General features: G+C 54.8%; 18 protein-coding genes. 7 read left to right on the top strand and 11 right to left on the bottom strand.

The window, feature by feature from the left end; translation table 11 throughout:
• The first annotated feature begins 11 nt into the window (after nt 1-11).
• From GN112_RS33295 to GN112_RS33280, 4 genes are read left to right on the top strand one after another with little or no spacing between them, the layout of a single operon-like run.
• Complete coding sequence (locus tag GN112_RS33295; RefSeq protein WP_155314048.1) at nt 12-2,525, top strand: ABC transporter ATP-binding protein/permease; 2,514 nt, start codon at nt 12-14, stop codon at nt 2,523-2,525.
• The gene (locus GN112_RS33290; RefSeq protein ID WP_155314047.1) at nt 2,500-3,021 is read left to right on the top strand and encodes a cyclic nucleotide-binding domain-containing protein; all 522 of its coding nucleotides are present in this window, start codon (nt 2,500-2,502) and stop codon (nt 3,019-3,021) included. Before GN112_RS33295 ends, GN112_RS33290 begins: the two co-directional genes overlap by 26 nt.
• Before the next feature lie 20 nt (nt 3,022-3,041).
• Entirely contained in the window at nt 3,042-3,479 is a 438-nt protein-coding gene (locus GN112_RS33285) for an ATP-binding protein (protein ID WP_155314046.1), read from the top strand.
• Nucleotides 3,479-3,814 (top strand): STAS domain-containing protein, encoded by a 336-nt coding sequence (locus GN112_RS33280; RefSeq protein WP_231714027.1) that lies wholly within the window; start codon nt 3,479-3,481, stop codon nt 3,812-3,814. The genes GN112_RS33285 and GN112_RS33280 overlap by 1 nt, the downstream gene beginning before the upstream one ends.
• A 4-nt stretch (nt 3,815-3,818) precedes the next feature.
• On the opposite strand, the gene GN112_RS33275 is transcribed toward GN112_RS33280, so the two are convergent.
• The 10 genes from GN112_RS33275 to GN112_RS33230 form a co-directional block, all read right to left on the bottom strand.
• Nucleotides 3,819-4,211: a PqqD family peptide modification chaperone gene (locus tag GN112_RS33275; protein ID WP_231717271.1), complete on the bottom strand. Its 393-nt coding sequence runs from the start codon at nt 4,209-4,211 to the stop codon at nt 3,819-3,821.
• Nucleotides 4,195-5,145, bottom strand: coding sequence for a hypothetical protein (locus GN112_RS33270; RefSeq protein ID WP_155314044.1), 951 nt, complete (start codon nt 5,143-5,145; stop codon nt 4,195-4,197). Before GN112_RS33270 ends, GN112_RS33275 begins: the two co-directional genes overlap by 17 nt.
• A gap of 40 nt (nt 5,146-5,185) precedes the next feature.
• Entirely contained in the window at nt 5,186-5,809 is a 624-nt protein-coding gene (locus tag GN112_RS33265; protein ID WP_155314043.1) for a hypothetical protein, read from the bottom strand.
• 63 nt (nt 5,810-5,872) lie between these two features.
• Complete coding sequence (locus tag GN112_RS33260; RefSeq protein ID WP_231714026.1) at nt 5,873-7,828, bottom strand: peptide transporter; 1,956 nt, start codon at nt 7,826-7,828, stop codon at nt 5,873-5,875.
• A 63-nt stretch (nt 7,829-7,891) separates the two neighbouring features.
• Nucleotides 7,892-9,907 carry a DUF6785 family protein gene (locus tag GN112_RS33255; RefSeq protein WP_231717206.1) on the bottom strand — a complete coding sequence of 672 codons (2,016 nt, stop codon included), beginning with the start codon at nt 9,905-9,907 and terminating at the stop codon, nt 7,892-7,894.
• Nucleotides 9,908-9,942: 35 nt separating this feature from the next.
• The gene (locus tag GN112_RS33250; RefSeq protein ID WP_155314040.1) at nt 9,943-14,877 is read right to left on the bottom strand and encodes an FtsX-like permease family protein; all 4,935 of its coding nucleotides are present in this window, start codon (nt 14,875-14,877) and stop codon (nt 9,943-9,945) included.
• A 16-nt stretch (nt 14,878-14,893) separates the two neighbouring features.
• On the bottom strand, nt 14,894-15,634 hold the full coding sequence (locus GN112_RS33245) for an ABC transporter ATP-binding protein (protein WP_155314039.1): 741 nt from the start codon (nt 15,632-15,634) through the stop codon (nt 14,894-14,896).
• Between the two features lie 2 nt (nt 15,635-15,636).
• Nucleotides 15,637-16,320, bottom strand: a complete 684-nt coding sequence (locus GN112_RS33240) for an ABC transporter permease (RefSeq protein ID WP_155314038.1) — start codon at nt 16,318-16,320, stop codon at nt 15,637-15,639.
• Between the two features lie 259 nt (nt 16,321-16,579).
• Nucleotides 16,580-17,134, bottom strand: a complete 555-nt coding sequence (locus tag GN112_RS33235) for a Crp/Fnr family transcriptional regulator (RefSeq protein ID WP_162459240.1) — start codon at nt 17,132-17,134, stop codon at nt 16,580-16,582.
• Nucleotides 17,112-19,679: an ATP-binding cassette domain-containing protein gene (locus GN112_RS33230; protein ID WP_155314036.1), complete on the bottom strand. Its 2,568-nt coding sequence runs from the start codon at nt 19,677-19,679 to the stop codon at nt 17,112-17,114. Before GN112_RS33230 ends, GN112_RS33235 begins: the two co-directional genes overlap by 23 nt.
• Nucleotides 19,680-19,965: 286 nt before the next feature.
• Here GN112_RS33230 and GN112_RS33225 point away from each other — a divergent pair, with 286 nt between their 5' ends.
• Nucleotides 19,966-20,262, top strand: coding sequence for a hypothetical protein (locus tag GN112_RS33225; protein ID WP_155314035.1), 297 nt, complete (start codon nt 19,966-19,968; stop codon nt 20,260-20,262).
• A gap of 47 nt (nt 20,263-20,309) precedes the next feature.
• On the opposite strand, the gene GN112_RS33220 is transcribed toward GN112_RS33225, so the two are convergent.
• Entirely contained in the window at nt 20,310-21,773 is a 1,464-nt protein-coding gene (locus GN112_RS33220; protein ID WP_155314034.1) for an alginate export family protein, read from the bottom strand.
• A 521-nt stretch (nt 21,774-22,294) separates the two neighbouring features.
• Between GN112_RS33220 and GN112_RS33215 the strand changes: the two genes are divergently transcribed.
• A complete protein-coding gene (locus GN112_RS33215; RefSeq protein ID WP_155314033.1) occupies nt 22,295-23,740 on the top strand; it encodes a sigma-54 interaction domain-containing protein in 1,446 nt (481 codons plus the stop codon).
• 27 nt (nt 23,741-23,767) lie between these two features.
• Nucleotides 23,768-25,078: an ISL3 family transposase gene (locus GN112_RS33210; RefSeq protein WP_155310574.1), complete on the top strand. Its 1,311-nt coding sequence runs from the start codon at nt 23,768-23,770 to the stop codon at nt 25,076-25,078.
• The last annotated feature ends 13 nt before the right edge of the window (nt 25,079-25,091 follow it).

Raw genomic sequence — 25,091 nt, 5'->3', positions numbered from 1 at the left:
AGGGACAAGCCATGCCAAAAGCCCGACCGCCCATTGTCAAACGATCACTCTACTCGTTCGTTTTTGAGGGCAACATCAAGCTTCAGATTCTGCTTTTAATCATCATTCTGATCATGGTGGCTTTGCGCGTGCTGCCACTGGAGATGCAAAAGCGGATTGTCAACCATGCCATCAAGCTGAAAAAGGTCGACATGCTGGTCCTTTACAGCCTGATCTACCTGGGTGCGATCGTCGTAGCGTCCGGATTGAAAATGGCCGCTAACGCCCTGCAGACTTACATCGGCCAACGGGCACTGGCCAACATACGCCAGGCCCTTTATCACCATATCATCACATTGCCGCTCCATTTCTTCAGGAAAACCCAACCCGGCATGGTGGTCTCTGCGCTGGTAACAGAGATTGCCCCGGCAGGTGATTTCGTGGGCGTCGCCCTGGCCGGACCGGTCACCAGCGTTTTGACCCTCCTGGCTTTCGCGGCATACCTGTTCTGGCTAAATCCGCTGCTGGCCGCCATTTCCATGGTCACCTATCCCATCGTCCTATTCCTAGTGCCGCTGATCCAGAAACACGCCAACGAGGCCAACAAACGGCGCGTGGACGCAACCCGGGAGATGTCCAGCATTATCGGTGAGACCATCACCGGTATTCATGAAGTTCAGTCCAACGGTGCATTCTCAATCGAAAATCAGAGATTCGACCGCATTGTGGAACAGCTGTTTCGAATTCGAATGGTCTGGAACCTGTACCGTTTCGGCGTCAAGGTCACAAATAATTTTTTCAACAACCTGAGCCCCTTTGTGGTCTTCCTGTTGGGCGGCTATCTGGCCATGCACGGTCGGCTGGAACTCGGTGCCATGGTCGCATTTCTATCAGCCCAGGAGCGTGTTGCCGAGCCCTGGAAAGAACTTCTGGACAATTATCAGACCTTTCAAGATGCCTCCATACGCTATCGCCGCACCATGCAACGCTTTGATATCCAGCCGGATCATGCCTTGCTTCCCGCGGGGCGGGAACCGATTGAACTGCCAGGTGACATCGACATCCGGGGCCTCAATTTTATCACCGAAAACGGCATCCAGCTCTTAAGAGATATTTCGCTGACGCTGGACCAGGGTGAGCATCTGGCGGTGGTGGGTTTCTCCGGCAGCGGCAAGAGTACCCTGGCCCAGTGCATCGGGCAACTTTACCGCTACACGGGGGGGACTGTCAGCATCGGCGGACAGGAAGTGGCGGCGCTATCCAAAAGCGACATGGCCCTTACCATCGGGTATGTCTCCCAGGCGCCATTTATCTTCGATGGTACGATCGCCGACAATCTGTTTTACGCCTGCAAGGCGCTTCAGGGAACGGCCACGGTAGTGGGGCGCCAGCTGCCCACGCGTGATGATGCCATCGCCATGTTACACCAGACCGGAATATTCGTCGATGTGCTGGGATTCGGCATGAATACGGTCATCCCCGAAGGCAGCGAGGAACAATTGGTGGCGGATCTTTTACGCATCCGTGCCAAACTGCAACAAGATTACGGGCAGGCCCTGGCCGATGTAGTCGAATTTTATGATGAGCAACAATATCTTTATTATGCTGACATCGCAACAAATATAGTATTCGGCACACCGATCCGAACCGACCTTGGGCCGGATCGACGCTTGGACAGTCCATTTTTCCGGGAGTTTCTGGAAGAAGCGGACCTTACCCCGCATCTGATTCATTTGGGCATCAATCTGTTGCATCCGTTGATCGACATTCTCGGCAGCCTACCGCCGCAACCGGTGTTCTTCAAACAAAGCCCGGTAGATCCATCCGAGATGCCGCATTTCAATGAACTCTACCACCAAATTCGCAACAAAACGATCGATGAACTGACCGACAAAGAACGGCAGGCGGTGGTGCAGCTCGCCCTTCGCTTCACCCCCGGTGTCCACAAGCTGATCAGCCTGCCACCCCGGCTGAAGGCATTGATTCTGAGGGGTCGGTCACTGTTCAGATCCAAAATCGAAAGCCAGGAGAATGGAGTGGTCGCGTTTTACCGCATGGCAGACTACATTCACACCCAGACCATTTTGAACAACGTCTTTTTCGGTCAGATCAAAACAGGCAAGTCCAGTGCTCAGGAGCGGATCAACCAGAGCATCATCCAGCTGCTCATCGAGGAAGATCTTCTGGAAACCATTGTCGAGGCAGGCATGCAGTTCATGGTGGGCAGCAAGGGCGAAAATTTGTCCGGCGGCCAGCGGCAAAAACTGGCCATTGCCCGGGCGCTGCTGAAAAAGCCACCGGTCCTCATCATGGATGAAGCCACCTCGGCCCTGGACAATAAGTCCCAGGCGCGCATTCAGAATCTTCTGCAAAAACGCTGGAAAGGAAAAAGTACATTGATTTCGGTGGTCCATCGTTTGGATACCATCGTTGAATTTGATAAAGTGGCCGTGATGAAAGCGGGTAAAATTGTTGAAATCGGCACCTATGCGGAGCTGATGCAAAAGAAAGGACACCTGTATGAGCTTGAGCACGGAAACGCATAAGAACAGCCAGGAGTGCGAATACAAGAGCAACCTGAAAATGTTACGGCAGATTGATCTGTTTGCCCGACTTCCCATCGAGAGTTTAAAAGTATTTGCCTATTTGTGCGAACGGGAGACGTTCCAGCCCGGCGACGTGCTCTTCAGTCAAGGAGAAGACAATGGGCAGGCCTACTACATCATCGAAGGCAGTGCCCGTTTGGTGGATCTGGAAAAGGATCCGGACGCGTCCCTACGCACCTATGAGGCAGGAACATTTTTGGGCCGCCTGACATTGATCGGCCAAACGAATCGCCTGTACACCCTCATCGCCCGGACCCAGATGCATTGCCTGTTGCTCAGCCGGGAAAAATTCTCTCAGGCATTGGACCCGTTTCCGCAATTGTACCCGCTCATCATGCAGGTTGTTGCAACCAAAATCGCAAATTGGGAAAAGCAAAACCTCCGTCGCGGGCAGGATGGCCAAACGGCCATGCCCGTGGGGGTGAGCATGCTTTGATCCCCGTGGGCCATCTTTTGATGAAGTCTAAACAGATACACCTGACGCTCGCCAACGATTTAAAAGCGCTGCCATCGCTGTGCCAAGGACTCGAGCGGGTATTGAGCCCCCTGGGGCTGGACAAAAGGGTGCGCTACCAACTCGAGGTAGCCATCGAAGAGGTCTTCACCAACATCGTCGCCTACGCCTTCAGCGATAACACCCCGCATGCGATAGAGATCAGGTTGAATCTCGAAAAAGAGGCGATTACGATTCGATTTGAAGACCATGGGCAGGCATTTAATCCACTGTCAACAGCCGCCCCGGATCTGAGCAAACCCTTGTGCGATCGCCATGAGGGCGGGCTGGGCATCCACATGATCAAAACCATGATGGATGAAATCCGCTATCAGCGGCAAGGGGGCAAAAATATACTGATTTTAAAGAAAAAGAGATCGCTTTTTTCCAAGAAGGAGTGATGATGAAGCTAATCCAAAATAAGCAGGGTGATATTCACATCTTCAAGGTAGTCGGCCGTCTCGATTCGATGACGGCACCCCAATTCGACGAAGTGCTGATGCAGATCATCGGCAGTGGTGGCAGCAAGCTGGTGATCGATTGTGAGGACCTGGAATATATCTCCAGCGCCGGACTGCGGGTGCTGAACAAGGCCACCAAACGGTTGCAGCCCGAAGCCGGCAAGATCGTTTTGTGCCTGATGGTCGACTATATCCGTGAAGTCTTTGAAATAGCCGGTTTCGATACATTTCTGCCCATTGTGGGTACACTGGATGATGCACTGGGCGCATTCTGAAACATCACGGGGCCTGGCGCATGCCGATGATTCCCCGCCGGCCAAGTTCACGCAAAAATTGGGTCACCGAAACCTCGGCCTCTCTCGAGCTGAGCTGCTGAGCGGCCGCAAAATGCCTGATGATCGTTTGAACCGATTGCCGGGCGTCGATCATATGCCACACACTGGTGCCGAGATGGTCGAGTTCCAGTTTGCGAACGAAAACACGGTCCGGAGCCTTGCGTGCAAAAACATTGGCCAGCTTGGCGAACCAGGTATTCTGGGTGGCCGGATAGGTGATGCGAACCAAACCGTTTTCCATCCGCCGGGTGATGACGCGGCTGTTTTTCACCGGAACACAGTCCAAGGCGGCCGTCCGGGTCAATTGATTGGATGATGGTTTACGCATCGCAGCCATATTGCTCACAAATTTTCTCCAGAATCTTCTCGTCAATGGGGCGCCTTCCGTCCATCACCGCGGCCAGAATACGATTCTGACCGGACAAATGCCAGATGCGGCCGCTTTGGTACCGGTAACCTCTTAGCCGTGGGTTCGCCAACCGGGAAACGATACCGATGCGAGGCCGTGTGCGCCAGCACCATGCCGGAGCATCAAACATGGGCGACCATATTCCGCCTTTCGTCAGCGGATCGATATGGTCAAGGGCGAACTGCCTGAGTTCCACCTCTTCCAGCAAAACGGCCGCCGGCCCCCACCGATACAAACGCAGCCGCGTTTGATCCGAAAGAAACGATAGCTCAAAGCTTCCGGAAAGTAACCGATGGTGGGCCAGTGTATAGGTTTGGGGCAGGCGGGCGTGGATGTCGAAAATCTGCCAGGGCTGCCAGGGCGATGCCGCGGTCCTTTTTCCGTGATCCTGAAACGACGCCAGAACGGATGCGGCGATCGCCTCGAGGCGCTTTGATGGCAATCCCGACAATTTCATCAGCGTCGCGGTATGGCAGACAGGGCAATGAACGACCACCCCCAGTGCACAATGGTCGCCTTCGGTCCATTTGAAGGTGCGCAGGGCACGACCGGGCAGGATCGCCTGCCATTGGTGAGGCACCGGATCGGGATGCATGGTTCCGGCAACCATGCGCTGGTGACGTTTGATAAAGCGTGCCAGAAACCGGTCGATCTTGAACCGTTTCTGGTTGAGCCGCCATTTCAACTCGAAAACGGTGCCATCATCGGCGACCATTTTCAGGTAGCTTCTATCAAGCGTATGAATCTGCCAAGTCATGGGCACGACGATCTGAATGCCATCCCAGGCGATGGGCTGCCCGGGATTTTGCACGCCCGCATTGTCATCAGGCGTGGACCAAAAAGCTTCGGCGGGTTCTATCATTCGGCTTCAAAAGCTCTTCGAGGCCCCTTGAGACTGGGCTTTATTGGGGAATCAGGCGATCCCATTCCAGATCTCCTTTCAACCGTCGGGGCCCCCGATTTTCCGAGTTGAATTCCGGATTGGCGTTCTGGTAACAGCGGTATTCCTCGTCGAAATAATCGCTTAAAGAAAGTTTTACGGAATTGCCCATCTTCTGTTCCCGATCCAAATGATTGTGCTGCAAAATCAGACTGATGCTTCTTCCGGATGCGTCTTTGAAGGACCATTTCCACGCCTTGACGACGCCAAAGGCATCGCCACGCCAGTCATCCGGTTCGCCGAAACGCCTTTTGTAACGGGTCAGCAGCTTTTTGTAAAATGCCTCCGTGTTGTCGATGTATTTCAGCTTGATGCGCATAATACGGCCTTTGACGGCACAATCGCCAAACGTAATCAGACCGGTTTTAAATTCCTTGTCGGGGATGATTTCCGCCTCTCTGAGGTATGGTTGATAGCGGATGGGCATGACCGATTCCCAATCGATGCGGTCCTTGTAGGCGGAAATATTCTCGCCAAGGCGATAGCGGCAGATGGACATCGGGGCATCTTCACCGACAGCCGTTCCTACCAGGCAGCAAATCAAAGCGGCGAAAACAAGGATCGTTTTGAATCGGATTTCGGTCATGGGTCACCTCAACATGCTCGAATTTGGCCATAGAACAAATACCATGGCCGGACCATGATACGCTTAATAAGCGAGACGGCCCAGCGATTTCAGAATCAGGGCCACCCCCATGGCGAACATGCCGGTCAGCCCCATGCCGCAGGAAAAACCGGCCAGTAGTACGGGCGCATATTGACGCCACTTGGCGCCATACCGTTTCAGAAAGAAAAAGCGCCCCACCAACGCCCCGATGAGCTCGAGCAGCATGCCGTGAGGGGTGGTCTGGCCCAGCCCTCGGACAACGCCATATATTAGTAACACAGGCAGGCCGAAGCAAGTCAGAAGCATGTAGGTCACCAGGCCGAACCCCAGTCCCGAGAGAATATACTTGGCGCTCAGCGCCTGGTAAAAAAAGGCACTGCCCTCGAGGGTGGAGGTCTGCATGAGCAGTGTATTGAGGGCCTGGAGATGCCACAACTCCTGGGCGTAGGGGTAGTTGGCGGATGGAATCGGAGCCAGACGCCAGATAAACTGGGAAAACAGCAGACTGGCCACCATGACCACCGGAAACACCACCAGCTCGGCTTTAATGATTCCGCGAATGCTTGTACCGGTCAACTCGACTTCCCTGAAATGGACGGTCGTTTCACCGTAGTTATGAAAGGGAATGGGGGCGTACCAGATTTCTATGCCCTGGTAGCCGAAAAATTTGGCACCAGCGATAAAGCTGGCCTCCCGCACCATCGGCAGGCTCACAAACTGTCCGGCAATGCCTTCCATGCGTGCGGAGATATAAGAGATCACCGGGGTGTAGATGAACCCGTAACCCAAAAAGAAAATCCAGGGAAAATTGGGAACCAGCAGCACGCAGAGGCCCACATAGGCGAAGGTGGCGGCCACATAGATGCCGATGGATATCCAGAAATTGAAATCCCCCCGACCTGGCGGGGGGTTGAAAAGCTCCTTGAAACTGCCCCGATGGTTGCGGTTTGATTTTCTGAAAGAGGCGATCACCGCATAAATACCCACCGCGCCAATGGCCAGGCCAAGGCCGATACCGAAGCTCATATAGAAATCAAAATTGTTGGCGAACACCGTATCGACGGTCTGCATGCCGGGGTGCCAGCGGTGCAGGATCCCCATGCGATAAAGCATCGGGTTGGCAGCAAACGTGATGATCAACCCGATCAATCCGCCGATGACGGCCCAAAAAGGAAGCACCATACCAATGAAGACCAAGCCCAGATCGAGCTGGATGCCCACGGCAACCGCCGGCAAGACGTCTTCCGTATGGCCCGTCAGTTCGATCCAGGGAATGGGAATCAACCGGATGGGTTCCAGGAAAATCAACCCCGAAATGGTGGGCAGGAGCACGTAAATAGCCCCGAAACCAAGGCCGATCACCCCCCCGATGGAAAAGATGCGCCATTTCCAGGATGTTTTTTTGTCTTCTGTCGATTCCGCCAGGGCCATGGTGCCCAGAGCACCCACAGGGGCCATGGGAAAAGGCAGCTTTTCCACATCGGAGGTGATGCGGTAAAGCGCATAGCCCAGTCCGAAATGGTCAATGCGCTGGATGATCTGGGCCCCGATCAACAGCAGGATAGGAATCATCCAGTCCCGGTGGAAGAAGGTCCGCTCCACCAGGGACTCCGAATCGAGCCCCGGCGCGATCCAATGGGGAATAAATTCGGTCAGTCCCAGCATCTTGGCCGCATCCGACTGCACCAGGTATTGATGCCACAACAGCCCCTGGAAGGGTGAGGCCAGGGCCGCGCCGGCCATATAGTAGAGCAGGAAGATCTCCTGCTGCTTCAAGTCGGTGTACGAACGTTTGGCGACCTCGGCGAACAGGATGATGGTGACCCAGCGGGCGGCGGGACCGATGCCCGTGCCGATAACCAGTTGCAGGTACATGCTGCCGGGCATCATCAGAAAACCGATGAAAATCGCCCCGATCACTGTCTTTAGGTCAAACCCCTCTTCGAAATGGTCGGGCGGGGGGAGCAGGTCGCGATATTCCTGGAGTTCTTTATCCATACCAATTATTCTCGGTGAAAACGCCGCTTGTGGGCGTAGTATGCCATTTGTCGATGGGTGTGCCTAATCGGGCAGAACCAGATAGCTCGTGTCCATAAAAATCCCCACCAGGGCCCATAGCCCGCCCATCATAAAGTCGCCCAGAATCAAGCCGATGAAAAACAGCCGTGCCCGTTTGAAAAGGCCCACTCCGCCGTAGCGCATGCACAGGGTGTTGCACGCCCAGCCTATGAAAAAACTGAACCACAGAATGCGGGCAGCCGAACTGTAAGCGGTCAGGTAGCCGATGGGATGCAACGGCCACCAGTAAAAGCGATGGTAGGCGACCACCAGGGCGAGCATGAACACCGCCCCCACGATGGCAAAGGAGAGCACGAACCGGTTGGGCGTCATGGGTTGTTCGATGAGGGTTTGCACATTCTCGTACACCCCCACCGTCGTCCGGGTGGCCCAGTCCAGGTTCAGTTCCCGCAGACCATACCGGTAGCAGAGCACCAGCATGGCGACGAACGAGACACCTACCGACAGCACCAGAACCAACCCGATACCCGTCAGCATGGTCCTTTTCTGGCGCGTCGCCTGGGAGATCTTGGCGCCATGCATCAGCGAAGGCATCAGGGTTTCGCGCAAATCCACAAAGAGCACCTTCTGGATGACAGCAGCCATGAGCACACCGGTGGCGGTGAAAAACCGTGAGCCAAAGAGGGCGAAGATGCCGTCGATCGGTGCTGCGGTGAGGGTAAAATAGGCAATACCGCCCTGGCAGATCACCCGGGTCGCAACAATCAGGAGCATGAACCCGGCACCCAGCAAAAACAACGCTGGCAAAAGGGGAAATCCGAAATAGAGGCACCAGGCCACAAGACCGATGCTGCACCCGAGCGAGGTCCAGAAGGCGCCGCTCAAGGAGATCCACTCCGTCTCCAGGGTCGGCGCCGCCTGTCGCCCGGCCACCTGGGCGACGATATCCACGATATGACGCCTGCCGAGCCACACGATGAACAAAAAGAAAATGCCGCCCGCACCGATCATCTGCATCTCTTCCGGATGGCTCAAGGTCGGGCCGAAGGTGGTGCCCAGGGCGGCGGCCGGTATTGCGAAGCCCAACAGCCCCAGAAGGCCGGTCAACAGGCAGCCCAGCAGATAGAAAATGAAAAAAGAGGCTGAGATTTGCTTGGTCGTTAAAAATGCAAATCCGATAAACGCCGGATAAATGTAGATCTTTAGTTTGTAAAAGCCTGCAAACAGGCCTGTCTGCGGGAAAAGCGGGCCGGCCAGTACCAGGGTGGGCACCTGGGGCACCTGGGGAAAATAAAAATGAAGCCCGTTTAAAAGGTGCAGCAACACCGGAATCGACAACCCGGCAAGCAGAAAACGATCCTCGAAAAAAGGCCATAGCTGCTGCTGATCGAATGCGGTCTCGAGCATTTCGGGCACTCTGAGAAGCGGCAGGTTCATGCGCTCGTTGCGCAGCCACTGGCGGCTCATCAGGTTGGTCAGTCCGATCATCACTCCGTAGCACAGGAATATGAAAACCGCCCATCCCAACAAGGGTCGCACCCAGGCCTGCCAGGGAATTTTGGCCATCAGGGCGCCAAGGCCGAGTTCCCGACCGCCCGGCAGCCCGTTGTACAAGTCGGTAATGGCCTGACGGTCTGCCGGGTACCACCCGTCGGGCAAAAGCGGCTGCAGCACCGCAGCCCAGTTATTCCCAATGGTGGCGAAGTGGTACGGGGCGGTGAGATTGATGAAAAAGGTCCGGGCCAGGCCGGTATAGGCAATGCCCGATCCGATGACCATCAGGACCCATGCGCAGAGCAGTTCTCGACCGGTCAGTGGTGTCCTGGCATTGAACAGGCACCTGATCCCGGCCGTCAAAATGACCAACCAGGTCAGGATGAAGAAGGGGGCCAGCGGAAAATGCCCGCCCCCCAGGGGTGTTCCGTGACGGAAGCAATTGTGAAACGGCGTATAGGCACAGATCAGGACCGTCAGCAAGAGGCCCAGAATGACCGCCCGCCAGCGCACGCGCCCGGATGTCTGGTCGTCAGCATCGGAATGGGGGGCAGTTTTCGTCAACGCCATCGTCCTCTTTCGTTCGGTTAAAAATGGTTTCAATCATCCGTTGGCGGCTCGCATTTTGCCAGTACCGTGTTCATCTGGTCGCTGAAAGCGGCTTGAACGTCCGGATCCATGAAACGCCACACCAGAAGATGTTTGCGCAGTTCATCCAGAAAGGATTTGTTGATCCGATGCCAGAGGTTGCCCTCTCCGGCCTGGCGAATGAGTTTTACCCGAATTTCGAGAAACCCCGGATCGTCCTCGGCATCACAAAACCACAACTCGACCTTCTGCAGAATACCAAAGTCAAAAGGTGCCAACCAGACATCTGCATGGATCTGCAAGCAAATCATGGGTGCGTTGGTCATCGCAGGCTGCCCTCCTGCGGGTTGCAACGCCGCGGGCGATATGGGACAGGCCGAAACCACGGATACGTTGGCGGTGGCGAACACCCCGTGGGAGACATCCGCATGCTCCACAAAATAGTCGTGGACAAACCCGGCCAGGCCGTTGCGCTCCGCATGCTTCATTAAAAATGGCAGGGCAACCTCGATCACGTTGCCGCTCGCCTGGGGCAACGTCCATGCCCGCCGCACGTCTGGAATGGCGATCCTTCCGGCAACCTTGGCCGGATAGATCACGGAGATCAGCACCAAGCCCATGACAAGCAGCATGGCGCCCACACCGGCGAGGGATGAGTAGTTGACCGTAATCCCCTGCCAAAGCGCGGTTTGCGACAACAGTTCACCACTCGTCTGGGCCAAAAGATACCCGAGCACCACGGAAAGCACGGCAAAAGCCATGGCTTCGGCAATGAACAGAAAGGAGACGTGCGAGGGAGCAAGGCCGACGGAGGTATAGGTCGCGATTTCGTTTTTACGTTCCACGACACTGCCGATCATGGTGTTCAGTACGATCAGGATGGCAATGAAAAGGGGGATCACGATGTTGGGCACCCCGCTGTAACGCAGCGTGTCCGCCGCGTGATAAACGAAAACCCCATCGGGTTCACCGACAAAGAGCATCAGGCCAAAACGGTCCACCAGCCGTTCGGCCAGATCCCGCAAGGCGGCAACACCGGCCTCCGCTTCGGGTACGGATCCCGGCCTGGCGACGATACCCTTCAAGACGCCGTTCATCGAAAGAACCTCACGGAAAGGCATGATCACGATCAGGTCCGCCTGAACGTGCTTGTAGCGACCCTGGAAACGATGGATGTCTTCACCGGCTTCCAGGGCATCGACCTCGGCATCGGTCATGGTAAGCGCGGCCTCACTGGAAAAAACCACCGGTGTGATGCTCTCACCGTTCAAGTCTTTGTACCGCTCCAGAGCCTCCCCGTCGAAGACCCCCACCAGTTCGTAGGCGTCTCCCCAGATGGACAGAACCGCCGGCGGAGAAACACCCAGGTGGGCGGCCATGCGTTGAGACAGAATGACTGCCCGTGATTCTTCGGGGGTGAACCAGCGTCCGGCGGTAAGCATCCGGTCAAGACCGGTGATTTGAGGTTCACCGGCCGACATCCCCACCAGTCCCTGGGCGTCGAATGCACGCACCCCGTTCACCACCGGCACAAGTCGTGGGCGGGTCGGGTCCTCACCCTCCAGCCACACCCGAGGCAAGGTGGTTCCCGGCCCCCCCATGGCCGTCTGAACAATGTCCAGCGTCTGCTGCGGCAGCGTTTGAAAGGATGGGTGTTGAAAGAGCATCCCCGGGTAGCCGCCATTATCCTCAAAGCGCAGGCGCGTGTGTTGGCGGACGGATTTTACCGACGTGAAGCTCATGATGGTAAAGGTCAGAATGATCAAGGTGGTGCAGGTCAGTGCCGTACGCAAGCGCCGCCGCCTGAGGTTACTGATCCCCAGGAAAAAGGCGGCCATGAAGGCTTTCATTCTGCCGATCTCAGCCAGTTTCGATTGCTGGTAGCGCCGTTGCAGACGTTGCATTTCCGTTTCGAAGCGCGCAAAAATGATGGCGGTGACGATCATCGAGAGCCCCATGATGAAAAAGGCCAGAATCACCACCAGGGGACTGTAGGCCAGTTCGAAGGCGGGATGGACCGCATAGATGACGGCAATAAGCAGGCATAGCAGGACGGAAAAAGCGATGAGCCGCTTGTGAATGTTGGTATAGCCGAACAGAAGGCGCTCCAGACAGAAGGCAAATGGAACAAACAGAGCGATATAAAACAGCACACCGAAAAGGACATCCTTGCGGGTCTTCTCCACCTGGTCGTACACACGACCGGCCAGGGCCCAGGCAGTGGTGGCGGCCTGGGTGAAATCGTCGTAAGCCTTGCGCATCAGCGCGTCCTGGGCGCGCGTCAGGGCGGCCGTGCCGGCGTCTTTTAAATCGTGCAATTTTACATTGATGATGCCGTGGGATTCGAGACTATCGATGCGGGGGATCGTCAGGGCCCACATGTCCCGGGCAACGGCAAATTCGGTGTGGTAAAGCCGGGGCCAGGCATCAATGGCATACCCAACACCCTCCGGCCGGTTCGGTGTCGCCCGGGTGAGGATCAATTTGCGATTCAGCACCGAATCGGAAAGGGTCAGTTTGAAGCGGGTCTCCGGCGGCAGGAAAAGCGTCGTGATCACCGAACGGCGCGTGTCGATGCGGCTGTACCAGTACCTCAGTGGCTCGGCCTCCCGTCGGCCGTCCAGGATGTTGATTTTTGTCATATACCGGAAATTACGCGGTTCCAACAGGTTAAACAGGGTGCTCTGACGGCAGTTGAACATGATCAGGTCGGTCTCCATGGACCGCCGCCGGATCTTGAGCCGGTAAGCGTCCTTACCGGTCTGCACCTTGTCGATGGCCCACACCGCCCGACCGGTGGCCGAATCGAATCGGTAGCCCTCGATGATCAGTTTGTCCGGCACATGTTTCTTGGTCGCCACCCCCTTGAGATAGAAATCACCCAGACGGTTCACCATGGTATAGTAGCGCGTCATATTCTGGAAGGCCATAACCACGGTTCCGGGCGTGGGCTGGTCCGGAAAAAGCTCGCCGTGGCGTAGCCGTTTGGCGTACCCGTACACGGTGGCAAAAGCGTTTTTGGGCATTTTGCCGGTATCGTGGCGCGGCGCCTCGATCAGGCTGCGGACAAGGGTTTGCACCAGGTGCTGCTGCTCGGTAGCGAATGCCCAGTCGATCCGAGCCATGGTATCGTAAGGGGTTCCCCAGCGGCTGCGCTGGTCGTTGCAGGTGGCCAGGGTCAACCCAAGGTAACCGGCCAGCGTGCTGATTTCCCCGCCCAGCTGCGGCCTGTCCGGCAGATAACCCTGCCAGGGCCGCAGGCGGCTGGGCCGCAAGGTTTCGAACAACTGGACGCGCGGCGTCGGGTTTGGGCCATCGCCTGAATCCTGGCCGACCGCCATCAGGATCTGGTTCAAGCGGCTGAAGGCGCCGACGTGATTGATTTTCGGCGCCAAGGAGTACAGCCAGCCCTGGTAAAAGGCCCCGATCCCGTCGCCATGGCTCGAAAGGTGGAGCGAGACCACCACTTTGAGGTCGAACGGGTCCAGTCGCTTTCTGAGTTTGCGAGCCTTTTTGAGCGCTTTTTGCGTGTTTTCCAGATCGGCAAGGTCCTCTCGATAACCGGCAAGGGCCCGGGGCACCAGCATCCTGACCAGATCCGCTTCGTGATCGGACAGCCGGTTCAGATGGGTCCGCCAACCAAGCTGCCGAAGCGCCAACCGTTCGCGGGCCAGGACCTGCATCTCTTCTTTGGACAACGGCTGCGCCCGCATGCGAGATTCCATCAGGTGGGCCGACAGGCGATCCACCTCGGTTTTGATGGTTTCGGCAAGGGCCTCGATGATCACCTCCGGGTGCTGGGTGCCCTGCAGCGCTGATCGCAAATCACCGGTAAGATCGAGTGCGGACAGGGCCTGAAGATAGGCCTTTATCTGACCGCTGGTATCCTCAAGAAAGGCCTCGCGGCGCTTCATCTCCTTGCTCTTGGTGGTAAGACTCCAAATGAATTCACGCATCCCGGCAAGGGTCTGCGCATGCCCCGCCGTGGCCAACAAGAGCACCGAACGCCGGGGCGGCCGTTGCTTGAATTCGGTGGCCAGGGCCAGCAACGAGGCAATGCTCAAGGCTTCATCGGCACCGGGGGCATTTCCGGGAAGATAGCGACTGGTGTCGTAAAAGGCCTCCACCACCAGCAACTGGGCCTGGAGCTCGGGGTCCGTGCCCGGGATCAGGCAGGAGATGTTCTCAGCCCGTTCGTTTTGCCAGGTGATATCTGAAAAAAGTTTAATTGTATTGGCCAGGCGTTTTTCCGGCATGGCGTCGAAATCGCCGAATAGGCGCCTGGCGGCCTGAACGGGCAGATGAAAGAGCGGAAAATCGATGGGCGAGAGTTCCAGTTTGTCCTCGAACTCGGACCGGGGTGTAAAACCGGATTGACCCGCACGGTCAATAAACACCACCGCCTTGGCCCCCAGTGACGCCGCATGCTGCCAATTGAGGTTCGAATCCATCTCGAGGGCAATGATGGCGCCCACCATGGGAATACGGTTGTAGTCGTGAAGTGCCCCCCGACCGGCGTAGTAAAACGGCCCTTCGATGCCACCGCCGCCGGCCGTTCCCGGTGAAATGGCGTTGGCCAAAAGGGGGGTGATCGATTCTTGAACCAGGTGTCCGTCGATTTCTATGGTGCTTTGGACATGCCTGCGTACAGGCAGGAAAAACGGGGTGCGGTCCACATCGCCGATGCCCAGGTCGGTAAGATGGGTCGCAATATAGTCGGCAGCCCGGGCGGCACCTGTCGTTCCCGTACTGCGGTCGCCCAGACGGGAGAGTTGGGCGACGACCGCCTCCAGCCCGGTGTCGGGAGCTGCCGTGGCATGGCCGCCGGAAAGAACCATCAGGGCAAAAAAAAGACCCAGGCCAAGACCTGTTGTCCGTCGGCAGGCGAATCGTCGCCGCGGGCGTGCCCACCACCTGACGGATCGTCTGTGGGAAACTTCGTGCATGGTCACTCGATCGTTATTACAATTGCTTGTCTTCAATCTGGCCAAGGGAGATGGAGAGATCTTCGCGGTCTTCGACTTTTTCGACTTTGCCGTCACGAATCCAGATCACCTGGTCGGACACGTTCAGCATCTTGAAGTCGTGGGTGGCGGAGATAACGGTAACCCTTTTTTCGGCCGAAAGCCGCTTCAACAGAGCGATAATCTCCTCTCCCGTGGAAAGGTCCAAGTTACCGGTGGGTTCATCCGCCAGAATGATGGCCGGGTCGTTGGCCATGGAGCGGGCCACGGCGACACGTTGCTGCTGCCCGCCGCTGAGCTCGCTGGGTTTGTGCTGGAAACGATCGCCCAGACCGACCAGGGAGAGCAGTTCCATTCCCTTGGCCACGGCCTCTTCGCTGCCGAATCCGGCAAAAATCATCGGCAGGGTGACGTTCTCCAACGCCGTCATCACGGGAATCAGGTTGAAGGTCTGGAAAATGTATCCGATTTTTCGGCAACGCAGCCAAGCCAGCTCGTAGGCGTCCAACTGGGCGATGTCGATATCGTCAATGAAGACCTTGCCCGATGTTGGTTTATCCAGTCCGCCGATCATATTGAAGAGGGTGGACTTGCCCGAGCCCGAGGGCCCCATGATGGAAATATAGTGTCCGGCCTGGATCTCAAGGTCGACGCCCTTGAGGGCCTCCAGGGAGACCGCCCCCATCTTGAATGATTTGTGGACGCGGGAAACGCGAACGATGTTTTTCCTGTCTGCCATGTTCATTGATCCACCCGCATGGCCGCCACCGGTTGCATGCGGGCGGCAACCAGAGCCGGATAAAAAGCGCCCAAAAGGTTTAGCCCACAGCCGATGGCAACGGATACCGCCACCGATCGCAGCACTGCACCTGCCGGCAGCCATGCCATTGCCGGCAAATTGAAACGCACGAGACCGTGTAACAGGGCAAAAAGTCCGCCACAAAGCGCCCCGACCAACGCGCCGGCAAGACCCTGCATGGCAGCCTCCAAAAGAAACAGCTTCAATATGAACCGGTTCAGGGCGCCAAGGCATTTCATGGTGCCGATTTCACGGAATCTTTCGGTAACCGCCATGAGCTGGGCGTTGACGATGCCCACCACACAGACCAGAAGCGACAGAATGAGGATCCAGCGCTGCTTGGGGCTGGCGCCCACATGGGTTTCCTCCGGCGACAAATCATAGCCGCTGTTGATCAACGCTTGGCGCAATCCCGGCTCACCGGAGGCCAGAAGGCCATTGGCAATATCGGTGGTGAGGCTGACGAAACATAGGAAAGCGACTGCCAGCACCAGATTGAGGGTTGTGATCAGCGAACGGAAAAACCGAACCCGGATACTCTGAAAAGCGATGGACAAGGATTTATCAAAGGGGAGCACAACCTGACGATCAATGCGGATAGCGCCGCTGTCTGTGGATTTTTCCATGGAAGGCAGTTTCTCTCTTCTAACGCGTATGGTCCCCAAAGCGATGTATGCCAAGCCTGATTCTGTAGCATAAGCGGAGATAAAGAAATAGTCAGAAATTGATAATGGTTCTTCTTTATCGGATCGACGCCCTCGACGCTATCCGAAACACAGGCAGGTATACCAGGCAGGGGTGTGACGCCGTGGACGGTCAACAGAAAAGAAAGACGGGGAAGGAAGTGGTGTACAAAACGAACATACGAATCGCACCGCGGCTCTGTTAATAATCGTTTTCCATTCGGAAAAACAACAGCTGTTGCCGCTCATCGTTGGCACTTTGCATCAGCGTCTCCATGTGCTGCTGCATGCGATGCATTTTCAATTGGACCAGCTTCTCAACCACCTGCATGCTTTCCTCGGGAAATTGATGGACCAATTGCTTGAACCGATCCCGGTCCAGGGTGAGCAGTTCCGTCCGCACAAGGGCCCTGGCACCAATCGGCCATTGGAAACCTGCCAACAGGGCCATATAACCGAAAAAACCCTGTTGTTCCAGAATCTGAAGCCCGGTTTCACGGGAACCTCGGGTGATGTACAATTGAACCCGCCCCTGGCGCACAATGTAGGCACGCGTGGCCGGCTGCCCCGACTCGAAAATGGAGGCACCGGCTTCGTACGTCTTGCGGCGGGCCAGATAAGCATAGAGCTGCAGGATTTTATACGACAGTCCGGCAAATGCCGGTAGGATGCGCAGCAGATCAAAATTTTCCAAAAGCTCGGGTTTCACGTTTTCAGGAGCATCAATACCCGGTTCAGTGGCTTTGGATAAGGTCATACAATGCCCCTTTGCGATGGATGAGTTCGTCGTAAGTTCCCGATTCGGTAATCCTGCCGCCCTCCAATACCACGACCTGGTCATACCCCGGCAGGAGATCCAGCCGATGGATCACCGCAATGACGGTTGTCTTCGAACGCATTTGGGTCTCCAGCAGCCGCTGAATTTGGGCCTGGGACATATTGTCCAGGCTGGCGGTGGCTTCGTCCAGAATCAGAACCGACGGGTATTTCAACAGCGCCCTGGCCAGAGCCAGCTTTTGTCGCTGCCCACCGGACAGGCGATCTCCCTTGGAGCCGACGTCAAAGCCAAGTCCCATGGCAACGATGGATTCGGTGACCTTTTGGGTTCTGAGCAGTTTGAAGACGATGCCATCCAGTTCCGCCCGCTCAGCGGGATCGTCGGAGATGGCTTTTCCGAACACAATATTCTCGATGATCGGTGCCATATAAATCAGGTCATTCGGGCAATAAAAGGCAAATGGCGCCGACGGGCGATTGATGGACGCAGCGGCATGGTTCACGGTGCCCATTGCGCCATCGGATTCGCATACCGATGGATCGATGTTTCCGATTTGAACCAGAAAGGCGTTGCGCGCCGCAAGCAACAGACGTTTTAATTGTGCCGGCAAGGCAATCATTTTATGGCGGCCGGGCACGAAGCGCAAGGCGAGCGTTAAAAGCGCCTTTTCATCTTCTTCCTGCCAGACGGGGCGTTCCCGCTGAACGTTGTGGTGGTCGATGATGTCCCGATAGCGCTCGAACTCGTCCAGGGACATGGGACTGGAGGCGAAAAAAAGCGCCTCCGGCTGGACACCTTCCAGCAGTTGTACGGTTGCCCGGGCAATTTGAAATCCCAAATCAACAAGTTGGGTATAGATCCCCTGGGCGTAAAGAAAATCGACAAAGACCGGATGTCCGGCAACCGTGTCGATTCCATAGGCCGGATCTAAAGGGCGCCCAAAAACGATATTCTCATAGATACTGCCATACGCCAGATACCGGTGAACGTCGTAGGATTCGATCAGTCCCTGGATGCTTGCGTCCGCTTCCCTGCGCAACAAACGCCGCAGTTCGACGATGGGCGCTGCCAGATTGTCTTCGTCGTCCGGCGCCAGCTTTGCGTGCAATCCGAAACGCAGGATGTCGTCAGTCAACCCCACCTGATACACGACATCCAGAAGCTCGGACGTTGTTGGCAACTTCCGGGCATGACCTGATGCATCCGCTTCCCTCAGGGCTCGGCGGCTGTAACACAAATTATCCCGGATCGTGCCGCTGAAAATGAACGGATGCTGGGCAACAAATCCGATATTGCTGCTGATATCGCGTTTGTTCAGATCGCTCAACTCCTGATGATCGATGCGGATGCTGCCCCGTCGGTAACGGTATTGCTGGCCGATTAGCATCGCCAGGGTGCTTTTTCCACTGCCCGAAGGGCCGACCAGCGCCACAAGTTCGCCGTGCCGGACGTTCATATTGACATCACTCAACAGGTGAACGTGGCTGCCGATGGAATAGCTGAGGCCCTGAACCCGTATATTGCCGGCAAATTGTTGGGCGGGTGGCGACGCGCCGTTCAACACGAAGTCCGGCTGGCGGTCGAACTGCGCCATGACCCGTCGATAGCGGACGTTGGCGTCCTGATAATTTTGATAGTATTCCAATATCTCCTTCCACGGGTCATACAGCTTTTCGTGGGCCGAGAGAAAGGCGACCAGGGCCCCCAGCGAAAATCGCCCCTCGATGGCAAGATAGCCGCCGACCAGGAAAAGGAAGAACGGCCCCAGGTGCTGAAAAATATTGTTCAGGAATTTAACACCGTATTTCAGGACGAAGGTGCGTTTGACAATCTCCGTCAGGCCCGCGCTCTCGGCCGCAAATCGGTTGGCCTCCAAGCGAAAACTCGCATTGCCATGGATTTCGTGTATCCCGGCCACCGATTCACCGATCTGGTTGCTCATCTGGCGAACCACATGAATCCGCCTGACATTCAGCTGGTTCATCCGTTTTTGGAGTTGCGGCACGATGGCGACTTCAAACGGGTAAATGATCAATGTGATCAATGCCAGATACGGCTCAAGATAAACCATATAGGCGAAAAAAAGCAAGAACGTTAGAAGGCTGGTGATGGGAACCACCAACGCACCGCCCAAAAAAAAGCTGACCGCGCTGAGTTCGGCGGTCAGGGCGGTAATGACGGTGCCGGGTGCCGTATGCCGAAAATAGCCCATGGGCAAGGTCAGCACATGGGTGAAAAGCCGGTTGCGAATCTCCTCGGTCAGCTTCAGGCCGATCCATTTTTCGGCCACGTTACCCACGTATTTCAACCCCCCCGCGATGATCAGGGCGAGCAGAAATAAAATACAATAGCGGATAAGGAGAGGGGTATTCCCATCGGCAATGGCCGTATTGACAATCCGTTTCTGAAATTCAAGGGGCAGGATGCGCAGCACGATACTCGCCAGCATCAGGATCAGAAGAGCGACCTGCGCCGCCCGGTATCGCTTCAGGATCCAGGAAAACAACGGCTTTTCGGTTACCATGATGACTCCTGACAAGATTCCACATAAAGCTGAATTTATAAAAACATATAAATTCAATGGATTGTTTGAGACCGTGTTAAGTGGTTAAGCGATGGATCGAATCTATTTTAGATTCAAATCGATAGCATACCGTTGCTTAACACTGATCCATCGATCACCTGATCTTTATGCCATTTCGTATTGGGTTATCATGGATCTTATTCAAAGGCCATATAACGTTGCGGGGGCGCCAGGGCAATTGCATGTATATTTCCGGGTTGCTTTTCTTTCCAAAATTAGAGCGTCCATGAATGTCAAAGACCAAATGAAAAATGCCAAATGGTGGTATTCTATCTATTTTAAAATCGATTTCATCCTTCATTTGACATTTGGGCGTTGGCATTTGGCATTTTCCCACTTACGGGAATGGTGCGTGTTCAGGAACGGCCGGTTTTTGATTCTACTTGCGATTGCCCTGACGGGGGCGCCGCATCGCCCCTGCAATCGTGCAGGGGCTGGAAACAAAGTTGCGCAACTCGTAACTACGGTAACGTTACCAATCCAGAAAAAGAAAACCGGCGCCGCCCAGCTATACAGGCATTAGCGACGCCGGTCCAGTATCTCAAAAGGGAGCATCCTCAAACGACCCGATCAGAATGTAAATTCAAATGAGCAGGCCACTTTCCACATATCCTCCACCGATCCATTGGCAGCTTCATCATAGTCCGAATCTTCGTCAAAAATGATATAGCCCAATTCCGTTGCAAAGACGAGGTGCTTCCTGAGCTGAAAGGTGGAGTTGAAGTTGAACTCCATCAGGCTTTCATCATCGTTCAGCAAAATATCGTCCGGCGCCTCGAAGATGGAATCATCGGCCAGGCCCTCGGCATACATGAACTGGAATTCGTGGCTGGCCCACTCGGCGGTTTTGATGTCTTTGAGTTTGAAACCGACCGCCCACATGGACGTCGCATAGGTGCTGTCATAAGAATCGAACATGTTGTCGTTGTACCGACTGCCGCCGAAATAGGAACTGGTGTAGGTCGGGCCGCCGATCAACACCGGCATCATGTCGATATCGTTGTCGTTGTCGTCCGGACCGTTGCCGTAAAAAGCGAAAAATTCCGGCGTGGCGAATCCGGCGTTGTAATCCACCACCAGATCGAAAAAGTAACCGGCAATGGTAATATCCTCGGTGGCGGTCTCCCAATCCATGTCACCGTATGTTCCACTGGCTTGAATGGAGAGCAGATCGGATGGATTGAAGTCCAGTTTCAAACCCAGGTAATAGGCCGTTACCGCATCCGTCGGGTTGGCGTCGCCGATCCCCAGGCCGTTTGTTTCACCAATCAGGGTCGGGTAATCGAAATAGGCATATCTAGTGTAGTTGTTTACCGTATCACCATCTTCCACTTCATATTTGACGACGTCTTCCTGGATGTTGGCAAAGGCAATCCAGGGGGTCAGCTTGAAGCCGCCCAAATCCGCACCCAGTTTGGCGAACAGGAAGTCGGCTTGGTCGCTGGTGTTATGATCGGTGTCGTCCATCAGGTCGGCGAAACGGAACCAGCCGGCGCTGATCGAGGTCCTTTCGTTGATCGGGTAGCTGGCCGTCACGCCGGCGGGCACTTCATACATAATGTGGCTGCCGTAGGCGATCTCGGAGAGATTGTAGCTCTGGGACCCCAATTTTAGGTTCAACCCGAAATCGGTGGTGTAATCGATGTACAGGTTGTCCAGTTCGAGGATCAGATCACCGTCCTCCTCGCCGCCGACGAGGGCATCCGTGGACCCGAAATAGCCGCCCGTGGAACCTTCACCGATCTGGAAACTGAGCACCGTTTTCAGCTGGGGATCATATTCCCAGGTAAATTTGAGACTGATCTCGCGGGTGGCGTCGAAATCGGCATCGTCCCCCTTGCTATTATTATCGACAAAATCAAGGTACTGGGTACCGCCGAAGGCCGCCTGCGCCTTGCCGCTGATGGTCATCTTGCCCGCATCACCCGCTTCGAACTCCATGGCCATACCGCTGCTCGCTAGCAATATACACATCGCCAGCAGTGAAATCCAAAAAAACGGGGTTTTCATGGTGGTTGCAATTCTCGTCTTCATTCATTTTCCTCCTTGGGTTTGGGTTGTGTTGGCGTAATCGCCATCTCTTTGTCGAGCCTCGCCGATCGGTAACACCGGTCATCTCAGTCGTCATCGTTGGCGGGTTCGTAAAAAACCATGTTCGTGGACACCAGGTTGTTGAATTGGTCGAGCGGTGCGAACTTTTCCGGGTGATCCAGGCTTATTGGCACCTCAATTGCTTTGCTGCTTTTTTCTATCTGTCCTCGTTATTTGACCCAAAACAGACGGTCAGACATTGATGGTGATGGAAGATTGGGCCGAAAACCCGAATCTGTTTTTCAGGTTGATCCATCGAATAACAATTACTATGCCATTTTTAAAACATGACGGATATTTATTTTTTTATTGTAATGTCTTAAAGTTACAGATAATATTTGTGTATTCGATGGATTTCCTGGCAAACAGAGCGTTACCCATGAACGGTGGGTAACGCATCTGTTAACAGTAGGTAACGGTTTTGGATCCGACTCAAAACGCCGACATGCGGCGAAAGGAGTAATATGAGCGTTTGCGCATTATCACAGCAGCTGCATATTAAGGACGCTGTCGATGCCATGTGTGATGGTTTTTTTGTTCTGGACCACCGGGGCATCGTCGTCTTCTGGAATCGCTCGATGGAAAACCTCACCGGTTATACGGCCGATATGGTGATCGGAAAGCCCTGCGCCCACCTGCAATGCAACACTTGTTTCGGTCGAAAATGCCCGGAAGGGATCCATGAATGCGGGATTCTGGAAAAAAACGGGAAAGTGGTCAAGGAGTGTACCCTGCGGCATCGTGACGGCCATGAGATACCGGTCATCAAAAATGCATCCGTGGTCTTTGATGACAATGCATCAATGATCGGCGTTGTCGAAACGGTTACCGATCTTACCGCTTTGCACCGGATGCGGTTGAAGGCGACGGTGGCCGATCGCCGCAACGGCGTCTGCGACCATCTCGTCGGAAAGAGCAAGACGATGCAGGCCATCTGCCGGCTGATCGAGTCGGCCGGCACCAGCGATGTCACGGTTTTGATCCAGGGTGAAAGCGGAACCGGAAAAGAACTGGTCGCATCGGCAATTCATGCCGCCAGCAGCCGCCGGGAAAACCAAATGGTTGTTGTCAACTGTGCGGCCTTGCCCGAAAACCTTCTTGAAAGCGAGCTTTTCGGTCATGTCAGGGGCGCCTTTACCGGTGCGGCGAATCATCGCATCGGACGTTTCGAATCCGCCGACAAGGGAACGATTTTTCTCGATGAGGTTGGAGAGCTTCCTGCTCACATCCAGGTCAAATTGCTGCGAGTGCTTCAGGAACGGGAAATCCAGCGCGTGGGCGAAAACGTTAATCGGCGCGTGGACATCCGTGTGATTGCGGCGACCCACCAGGACCTCCCGCAGTTGGTGCACGCGGGAAAATTCCGGGAAGATCTGTACTACCGGCTGAAGGTATTTCCGCTCCAGATACCGCCCCTGAGACAACGCAAAAGCGACATCCCACCGTTGATCGACCACTTCATCGAAAAGGAAAAACGCCGTTCCCCCACCAAACTGGTGTCGGGTGTCACCCACCAGGCCCTCAGGCGACTGATGGATTACCTGTGGCCGGGCAACGTCCGTGAGCTGGAAAACGCCATCAAGCACGCATTCGTGCTCCACAATGGCCCCTATATTCAAATCGATGACCTTCCCGTCGAAATTCAGCGTCCCGGAGCCTCCCTAAAAAACTTAGACGGCTGGGTCTGCGTGCCGCTTCAGCAAGGCCGGAAACCGAATCGGCAGCAACTGCTCGAGTTGCTCGCGGCGACGGACTGGAACAAAGCCCGAGTTGCCCGGGAACTGGGCGTGAGCCGTACATCCATATGGAAGTATATGAAAAAATATGATGGATCATCGCGGAATAGTGTGATTCCGAGATATACAGGTACATTTTACTGGACATCAGGAACTGCTTGTGACTATATGTAATGGGAAAAACTCTTTGGAGGATTTCCCATGAAACTACTGCCGTACATAACATCATTTGTAAAGGACGCCGCAAAGTCCGTGAAACGAATTAGCCAGCAGGAATTCACAAGTGTCGCAGATAACACATTGACAGAATTGCTGGGCATAGCGACCTTGTTCGTTACTATGTATGCCCTTCGTCGCGAAGGGGATGAAGACGTGCTGCATCTTCGATGTGCCCATCGTGAAGAGGTTGCTTTGTGTCCCCATTGTGGGGCTCTTTCAACAAAAGTTCATCAGGAGGAGCCTCGTTGCGTACGACATTTGGATGTTTGGGGTAAAAAGACCTTTTTGCATTTCCTGTCCCGCCGTTTCGAATGTGATCAATGTGGTAAGGTTTTCACCGAGGAATTACCATTCGTTGATTCCCATCGTAGGCAATCTTCTGCTTTTGAGATGCGTGTCTATCAATCTTGCCTTACCAGTACACGTAAGGATGTTGCTAAACGTGAGGGGTTAAGCCAATCCACGGTTAAAGAGATCTTCAATCGTCTCGCGGCATTGAAAAAGAGTGTTGGCGTTGACGGCCTGACCCGGGTGCTGGGAATCGATGAAATTTCGCTTAAAAAACGCCACAAGCAATTCGTTCTCGTGATTTCGGATATTTCCAGAAAGTGCATTCTCGCAGTGCTGCCTGACAGGGAGAAACAGACACTGGAAAATTGGATCGAATCGCTGAGTGATCAACAAAAAAAGGCGATCCGATTTGTTTCCATCGATATGTGGGCGCCCTATTATCAAGCCGCTTGCAACAAGCTTCCCCATGCCAAGGTGGTGGTCGACCGGTTCCATGTGATGAAACAACTCAACCACCGTCTGACCCAACTTCGAACCAGATTTCAAAGGCAGTGCGATCCTGAAACACAAAAGATACTCAAGGGTAGCCGTTGGCTCATCGTGCGTAACCGATCCGAATTGTCGACAAAGCAAGCTGATCACTTGGATCAAATATTGGAATTGTGTCCTGATCTTCGCGCATTGTACCTTTTAAAGGAGGAGTTCCGCACGATTTTTGAGAAAGTCAGATGCAGAGAAAAGGCAGCCCGATTTCTTGATGTATGGTGTTTGAAGGCCGAACGTACAGGTGATAAATATCTTTCAAAGTTCTGTAAGACCTTGAAGAACTGGCGAGAGCAGATCTTAAATTACTTCATCGAAAGAATTACAAATGGGTTCGTTGAAGGTACCAATAATTCCCTCAGGGCTATTATACGCATGGCATTCGGCTACAGAAATTTCAACAACTTTAGGATACGGGTACTCGCAGGATTAGGTGATTTTCACACTAATCCGCGATGAGCCAATATGATAT

Source organism: Desulfosarcina ovata subsp. ovata (assembly GCF_009689005.1).
Lineage (GTDB): Bacteria > Desulfobacterota > Desulfobacteria > Desulfobacterales > Desulfosarcinaceae > Desulfosarcina > Desulfosarcina ovata.
Note: the sequence above shows the minus strand (reverse complement) of the source record. Positions and strands in the feature narration are given on the sequence as shown.

What these genes read in the sequence shown, in the direction of transcription:
- GN112_RS33295 (WP_155314048.1), top strand. Translation starts at nt 12, where the DNA reads ATGCCAAAAGCCCGACCGCCCATTGTCAAACGATCACTCTACTCGTTC.
- GN112_RS33290 (WP_155314047.1), top strand. Translation starts at nt 2,500, where the DNA reads ATGAGCTTGAGCACGGAAACGCATAAGAACAGCCAGGAGTGCGAATAC.
- GN112_RS33285 (WP_155314046.1), top strand. Translation starts at nt 3,042, where the DNA reads ATGAAGTCTAAACAGATACACCTGACGCTCGCCAACGATTTAAAAGCG.
- GN112_RS33280 (WP_231714027.1), top strand. Translation starts at nt 3,479, where the DNA reads ATGATGAAGCTAATCCAAAATAAGCAGGGTGATATTCACATCTTCAAG.
- GN112_RS33275 (WP_231717271.1), bottom strand. Translation starts at nt 4,211, where the DNA reads ATGGCTGCGATGCGTAAACCATCATCCAATCAATTGACCCGGACGGCC.
- GN112_RS33270 (WP_155314044.1), bottom strand. Translation starts at nt 5,145, where the DNA reads ATGATAGAACCCGCCGAAGCTTTTTGGTCCACGCCTGATGACAATGCG.
- GN112_RS33265 (WP_155314043.1), bottom strand. Translation starts at nt 5,809, where the DNA reads ATGACCGAAATCCGATTCAAAACGATCCTTGTTTTCGCCGCTTTGATT.
- GN112_RS33260 (WP_231714026.1), bottom strand. Translation starts at nt 7,828, where the DNA reads ATGGATAAAGAACTCCAGGAATATCGCGACCTGCTCCCCCCGCCCGAC.
- GN112_RS33250 (WP_155314040.1), bottom strand. Translation starts at nt 14,877, where the DNA reads ATGCACGAAGTTTCCCACAGACGATCCGTCAGGTGGTGGGCACGCCCG.
- GN112_RS33245 (WP_155314039.1), bottom strand. Translation starts at nt 15,634, where the DNA reads ATGGCAGACAGGAAAAACATCGTTCGCGTTTCCCGCGTCCACAAATCA.
- GN112_RS33240 (WP_155314038.1), bottom strand. Translation starts at nt 16,320, where the DNA reads ATGGAAAAATCCACAGACAGCGGCGCTATCCGCATTGATCGTCAGGTT.
- GN112_RS33235 (WP_162459240.1), bottom strand. Translation starts at nt 17,134, where the DNA reads ATGACCTTATCCAAAGCCACTGAACCGGGTATTGATGCTCCTGAAAAC.
- GN112_RS33230 (WP_155314036.1), bottom strand. Translation starts at nt 19,679, where the DNA reads ATGGTAACCGAAAAGCCGTTGTTTTCCTGGATCCTGAAGCGATACCGG.
- GN112_RS33225 (WP_155314035.1), top strand. Translation starts at nt 19,966, where the DNA reads ATGAATGTCAAAGACCAAATGAAAAATGCCAAATGGTGGTATTCTATC.
- GN112_RS33220 (WP_155314034.1), bottom strand. Translation starts at nt 21,773, where the DNA reads ATGAAGACGAGAATTGCAACCACCATGAAAACCCCGTTTTTTTGGATT.
- GN112_RS33215 (WP_155314033.1), top strand. Translation starts at nt 22,295, where the DNA reads ATGAGCGTTTGCGCATTATCACAGCAGCTGCATATTAAGGACGCTGTC.
- GN112_RS33210 (WP_155310574.1), top strand. Translation starts at nt 23,768, where the DNA reads ATGAAACTACTGCCGTACATAACATCATTTGTAAAGGACGCCGCAAAG.